The sequence below is a fragment of the Methanospirillum hungatei genome (assembly GCF_020216685.1).
Taxonomy (GTDB): domain Archaea; phylum Halobacteriota; class Methanomicrobia; order Methanomicrobiales; family Methanospirillaceae; genus Methanospirillum; species Methanospirillum hungatei_B.
This window is the reverse complement of record NZ_JAIWNS010000242.1, coordinates 1-6089: the sequence shown is the minus strand read 5'-3', so window position 1 is coordinate 6089 and position 6089 is coordinate 1. Positions and strand designations below refer to the sequence as shown.

General features: G+C 41.2%; 2 protein-coding genes and 1 pseudogene. All 3 read left to right on the top strand.

Annotation, left to right across the window (positions count from 1 at the left end):
- Positions 1-130 precede the first annotated feature (130 nt).
- Entirely contained in the window at positions 131-3496 is a 3366-nt protein-coding gene (locus LDL35_RS13985) for a NosD domain-containing protein (protein WP_304023544.1), read from the top strand.
- Positions 3497-3567: 71 nt separating this feature from the next.
- Positions 3568-4296 (top strand): hypothetical protein, encoded by a 729-nt coding sequence (locus LDL35_RS13980; protein WP_304023542.1) that lies wholly within the window; start codon positions 3568-3570, stop codon positions 4294-4296.
- Positions 4297-4494: 198 nt separating this feature from the next.
- Positions 4495-6089: pseudogene (locus LDL35_RS13975) on the top strand (methyl-accepting chemotaxis protein); the annotation flags it as partial.

Below are 6089 nucleotides of genomic sequence, written 5' to 3'. Positions count from 1 at the left end.
TTTAGAATATTATCCCCTTATTTCAGACTGGGGATCAATAACCTGGCATTGAAATCTTTTCCTTTTCAAACTTGCAGGTAAACTCTCAAATAGTACAGCTTATAAGAATATTCTTTGGTACAGGTGTCCTATGAAAAAAATTGAGAAAGAAAAATTATATAACAAAAAAATTTTTGTCTGTCTTTTTTTAATTTTAGTCTTTTCTCTTATATGTAACCAGGTAACAGCTGCAGGATCGGTTCATACCGCCGGGGATACGATATTAAAAACGGATCAACTAAGAAATCTGACTGGTGCTGATGGAACCGGGGTTATTATCGGCGTTGTCTCGGATGGAGTAAAAGGATTAGCAGATGCTCAAAAGTCAGGAGATTTGCCTGATAATGTTATCATCTTAAAAGATGGGAAAAAATCTGAGGGAACTGCTATGATGGAGATTGTCCATGATATTGCGCCAGGAGCCACTCTTATCTATCACGATTTCGGCGGTGGAAGAGAAGAGAAATTTGTTGAAGCTTTTCAAAGTCTCATCAATGCAGGTGCAACAATCATTGTAGAAGATGTGTTCAATTATGAGGTTCCCTATTTTGAAGACGGTACTATTGCTACCGCAATATCCAGGATACTTGAAGAAAATCCAGATGTCCTGATTGTCAGTTCCGCAGGGAATACTGCAAACAACCATTACCAGGGAATATTTACAGATAATGGCGAAGGGTATCATTTATTTAATGGTTCAACCGGAATACCTCTTGAAATTCAGCCTGGTGGAAGGGTTAAATTACATTTACAATGGGATGATCCCTTTTCGGCAGCTTCAAATGACTTTGATCTCTTTATTCATGATCTGCAGAGTGATTCAGATATTGCTATTGCAAATAGGGTGCAAACCGGAGAAGAAAGACCATATGAAAAAATTGATTACCAGAATGTTGGAGACACGGTTCAGAAAGCCGAGGTTCGCATCAGAGCCAAGGAGGGGAAGGGGCAGGGATCACATCTGGAACTTCTTCTGGATACTGATCCAACGCGGGTGGTTGTTGGAAAGGAATATCTGACTCCTGATGACTCTATCATTGGTTGGGCTGCTCTCCCCAATATAATTTCAGTTGCTACAGTTTCAGCAGATAATCAAAAAATTCAGGATTTTTCTTCTCAAGGCACTGTTACAATTGCCCATCCTGTACCTGATATCAGAGAGAAACCCGAGATTACTGGTGTAGACGGAGTCAGTGTGACAGGAGCCGGGGGATTTCCCACAACATTTACCGGAACAAGTGCTGCAGCACCACATATTGCCGGGTTACTGGCCCTCGTGAAAAGTCTGTATCCCTCGGTACCAAATACGGAACTCAGGGATGCACTCCTGAATAGTGCTACCGATTTGGGATCTCCAGGATGGGATGCTATTTACGGTCATGGTCTTGCCGATGCTCTCTCATTTAATGCATATTTGCAAAATGCAGGGAAGACAATCGAAGAATCTCAAGGTAATCAGACACCAATAATTCCTGAAATACAGGTGCAACCGGAACCAATTCCTTCAAGTGAATTTATTATCACTGAACCTGCCGTTCTTTCAAAACCCGGATCTTATATTTTAGGCGATAACATTGTTGACTTTTCCGAAACAATTCTTACAATTACGGGATCAGATATCAATATAGATGGAAATGGTCATTCAATATCAGGTATCTCAATCAGGTTTGGAACAGAAGCTCCGGTCTTACAAACAGGGATACTCATGTGGTCTCCTGAAAATAAACCGGTATCAAATATTTCAATCAGAAATCTGAACATCACCGGAACATATGCAGGGATTTCAGCAAAGGGAGTTCAGAACCTGCTTATTGACTCATGTGGTCTCCTCTATAATAACAGAGGGATTGATCTTTCAAATGCCCGCAATATCCGGATACAAAAATCCGTCACGATGGGGAACGGATATGCCGGAATTCATGCAGATGCCAGCTCTCGTGATCTTTCTATTGAAGAAAACCAGATTATTAAGAATCTGTATGGTATTGTACTGGATGGTTCATCCCTTTCCATGGTGAACAAAAATCTGGTAGCTGATAATTATTATGATGGCATTAAATTAGATCATGGCGTGAATCTTATCAAAGTGGATAATAATGTCTGTACCGGAAATAAAAATGGAGGTATAACCCTTTTATCCGGCCATAAAAATGTAATCACAAACAATACCTGTCAGATGAATAATCCATCTGGCATTCTGCTTTCTGAATCTTCTGAAAACACCATATCTGGAAACCGTCTGGTACGAAATGTCCGTGGAATAAATGCATACTATTCAGACAATAATATCATATCATATAATGAAATCGTCGGAAATGATGCAACTGGCATCATGCTTCAGCCTTCCGGACATAATAGTATCTCTGAAAACCGGATTATTGCAAATTTTGCAGAAGGAATTTTAATTACCAATGCGGTGGGTTCAGATCAGATTAACCGGATTGTAAACAACTATCTGGAAAATTTCCAGAATGTTCGGATTCAGGAGGGAGGAAGACCCAATTATAAATGGAATGATCCAATGACAACGGCAACAAACATTATCGGAGGTCCCAATAAAGGCGGTAATGTCTGGTCACTTCCGGATGGAAAAGGATATTCCCAGACCTGCCAGGATAAAAATACTGATGGTATATGCGATCTTCCCTTTACGGTCTTTTCCGGAAATATTGATGAACTTCCCTTGAAGTATACCGGTGAGTCTTTATCTCCGGCTGTCCTGTCAGAACTTGGCCCTCTTCCTGAACCAAAAACTGCTGAAGATTTTGTAACAAGAGGGAAAATCCTGATGGGCAGTGGCGATTATTCGGGAGCTATTACTGCATATGAGCAGGCAATTGCACTTTCCCCGACAAACTATCAGGCATGGCGGGATAAAGCCCTCTGTCTGAAAGAACTCAAACGCTATGATGAAGCGATGCAGACCCTGAATACCATCCTGCCGATATATAAGGAGAAGCCGGAACTCTGGTCTACGGCAGGGGATATTCTCCTTGTAGATATGCAAAAATATGCTGAATCAATTCCCTTTTTTGAAAAAGCACTATCACTTGATGATAAGGATACACATTCATTGGTCAACCTGGCCTTTGCCTATGATAAAACCGGGAAACCAGAACGTGCCCTGGAGCTATACCGTCAGGCATTAGACATAAATCCCTCTCTCACCGATGCGTGGAACAAAGCGGGCAATATTCTTACTCGCGCAGGACAATTTGAGGAAGCTGTGAGAATGTACGACAAAGGCCTTTCCATTGACCCTGGAAATGCGTTTATCCTAAATAATAAGGGATATTCTTTATTTTTAGCAGGGAAATATCCTGAAGCTATAGAATCCCTTGAGAAAGCTGTTATTTTAGATCCTAAATATAAATCGGCCTGGAAAAACTTAGGAGACGTATTCAAAGCTATGGGCAATATTGCTGAATCAGAACGAGCATATGCCAATGCTGCCTGATTGATCAGCTTTCCAGAATACTTTTTTACAAGAAGTACTGATTTCAATACATGAAGCGGAGTACCGTTTTCATGGTTAGTGTTTCTATCATGGTTCTCTCTCTGGTAGCGACTGGATCAGCATGGTATTCATCCAGCTATTCTTCTCAATATCAGTCATCGTCAGGATGTGCATGGGATCCATGGTTTGGAACACAGTGTGGATACTCTCAGAGTTACAGCCAGCAGTCGAGCACCTCATATGGAGGGTATTATCCATGGGGAGGAGGATGGGGAGGCAGCTATTACAATTCATACTCTTCATGGAACTTTGGAAGCTGGGGATTCTGGGCAAATGGAACACAAATTGAGGATGTCACCGGAGTATGGGATACAGATCTTCTTGGTGAGATGAATCTGAAACTGACCGGCGATGATATCATCCGTGGTTCATATATGAATGGTGAAAACCAGGGATACATCCAGGGCAATTTCAGCTATTCAAATGAGACATTACCGGCCATGGATGGGATCTGGTGGGAAGAGCCAACATACCAGCCCCCGTATTCAGCAGGTGTAATGGAGATTACGTTCCTGAACTCAACAGCACTTGAAGGTATCTTCTCCTACTCTGACGGAACATGGGGACCGTTCACCGGAACAAAGATCAGTGGTAACCTCACCGAAGAGACTGAGGCAATGCTTCTTGACATGCCAGAAGTGAACTGGACCCTTAATTACGATGAACAGAAGGATTATCTCGTCAGCAACCCACCGGAAGAGAACCCGGTGATGCAGCCTGGCGAGGAATCTACTGTTTAAACTATTTTTTTATTAATTATTTTGAAATACTCGATCTTTATCCCGCCTATTTACCTGCCAGATAGAATTGTGTTTAGAATTATCGTTCCGAATTACTATTCATTACCATGGTAAGACATTCATGTGATTACCATTGCAATATAAATATAATGATAACGTAAATTTTGCAATACTCACACATTTGATCGGGTGAATACAATGGGAAGGCAGGGTACAGATGAAAACCTGGATACAACCGGATATGATCAACTTCAGTCTGAAATAAAAAAAGTTATCGAATTTCATAAATCCGGTTTATCTGATACCAGGATAGATACAGGCAGGATGTCTGATGAAGAGCAGGGAATAGGCTCTCTCTTTAATGAAATTTTGGATCAATATCAGAATTTTTTTTCACTCATACGGGATTCACTCGGATCAATTCAGAAAGGTGATTTTCAGGTAGAAGTATCAAAGCTTCCTGGAAAATTTGCAGATATTACCGATACGATTGACAGCATTCGCTCCAGCCTGTTTATGCTGGAAAAAGATATTACCAGGTTCTCCAATGCATTTGAACAAGGTGACCTGACACTCAGAATTGATACGACAAAATACCGGGGGGGTTTTGCTGATATTGTCGAGCACCTGGATCAGGGTATTGAGGCGATCAATGTGCCGATACGGCTGGTCTCTCTTGGAATTTCTGATTTTGCCGAGGGAAAAATCCCTGATATCAATGATGAAAACCAGTTCAAAGGAGATTTCAAAAGATTAATTCAGAATTTAAATCAGATAGTTCATGTCTCCAAAATGCGAGGAGAAGATATCAACACTCTTATCAGATCAGCTGAAGAAGGTATTCTGGATGCCAGGGCAGATCCTACAAAATACCCCGGATATCACGGAAATATGCTGGCAGGTGTGAATAAAATCCTGGATGCATATATAAGTCCCATCAATGTTTCTGCTGAATATATAGACAGAATTAGTAAGGGGGATGTACCTCCGAAAATTACTGATGCATACCGGGGAGATTTCAATGAGATTAAGAATAATCTCAATGCCCTTATTGATGTTGTCCACATGAGAAATGCAGACATTAACATGCTTATTCAGGCAGCCCTGGATGGAAAACTGGATTTCAGAGCAGATCCTTCAAAATACCCGGGAGAAAGCGGGAGGATGATTGAAGGTATCAATAAGATGCTGGATGCATATCTGGGGCCGCTGAACGTATCTGCTGAATATATAGACAGAATTAGTAAGGGGGATACTCCACCAAAGATCACTGACGAATATCGTGGGGACTTTAACGAAATCAAAAACAACCTCAATAACCTGATTGATGTCATTCTTATGAGGGCCGCTGATATTAAACTACTCACAAATGCTGGTCTTGAAGGAAAACTAGACGTCAGGGCAGATTCTTCCAAATATACCGGTTATCATGGAAAGATGATAGAATCGATTAATAGCATGCTCGATGCATACATCGGACCAATTAACGTTTCTGCTGAATACATTGACAGGATTAGCAAGGGAGATATTCCGCCAAAGATTACTGAAGAGTACCATGGGGACTTCAATGAGATCAAAAACAATCTCAATGCTCTCATTGATGTTGTCCACATGAGAAATGCCGACATTAAGATGCTCATTGAGGCAGCCATTCAGGGGAAACTAGATGTCAGAGCGGATCATGCAAAGTATCCTGGCGAGAACGGAAAGATGATTAAGGGCATTAATGACATGCTCGATGCATACATCGGACCAATTAACGTTTCTGCTGAATACATTGACAGGATTAGCAA

Coding starts and splice junctions, on each gene's coding strand:
- LDL35_RS13985 (WP_304023544.1), top strand. CDS start 131: ATGAAAAAAATTGAGAAAGAAAAATTATATAACAAAAAAATTTTTGTC.
- LDL35_RS13980 (WP_304023542.1), top strand. CDS start 3,568: ATGGTTAGTGTTTCTATCATGGTTCTCTCTCTGGTAGCGACTGGATCA.